This window comes from Streptosporangium nanhuense, assembly GCF_059358815.1.
In genome coordinates, this window is the sequence record NZ_JCADBG010000136.1 from 1 (window position 1) to 594 (window position 594).

At 67.0% G+C, this 594-nt stretch carries 1 protein-coding gene; it reads right to left on the reverse strand.

Annotated features, from left to right (window positions below; translation table 11 throughout):
- Window positions 1–3: 3 nt before the first annotated feature.
- The gene (locus tag AC5L38_RS44360; RefSeq protein ID WP_495248850.1) at window positions 4–498 is read right to left on the reverse strand and encodes a hypothetical protein; all 495 of its coding nucleotides are present in this window, start codon (window positions 496–498) and stop codon (window positions 4–6) included.
- Window positions 499–594: the final 96 nt, after the last annotated feature.

Here is a 594-nt window from a genome sequence, read left to right on the forward strand (position 1 = left end):
GGGTCAGAAGGCGTCGCCCCAGCGGCCGCAGTCGTCGAACTTGTCGGTGCCCTCGCAGACGCGGATCTTGAAGTCGTCGAAGCCGTTGCTCTTCTTGAAGCCGCCGAAGTGGTCGATGTCGCCGTGGCCGAAGGTCTTGAAGACCTTGGTGTGGAAGCCGAAGCGGTCGTGCCACTTGAACCACACGTAGCTGGGGGAGCGGTCGCGGTCACGGTCGAACAGGTCGCCGTAGAACCAGTAGCGGCCGTTGTCCTTGGTCCAGTAGCCCTTGAAGTAGGAGCGGTGGCCGAAGTCCTCGCCGCGGCCGAAGCCGGAGTAGTAGGGGCCGAAGAAGTGCTTGCTGGAGGTCTGGGCCTGCTGCGTGGCGACCGTGGCCGTGGCCGTGGCGCTTGCGGTGGTGGCGGAGGCGGAGGCGGAGGCGGCGGGGGCCGCGGCCACGCCGGCCAGCAGGGAGGCGGCCAGGGCGGCTCCGGCGAGGAGGGTGCGCGTGGTGCTCATCGTCATGCTCCTGTGCGGTGGTGGAGGGTGTTGCCGTTCGGACACCACGAACACTAGAAACCGGCAACACTTCCATCTGCGCAGGAATGCACACTC

Excerpts from the sequence above, each read along its gene's own strand:
- AC5L38_RS44360 (WP_495248850.1), bottom strand. The coding sequence starts at position 498 with ATGAGCACCACGCGCACCCTCCTCGCCGGAGCCGCCCTGGCCGCCTCC.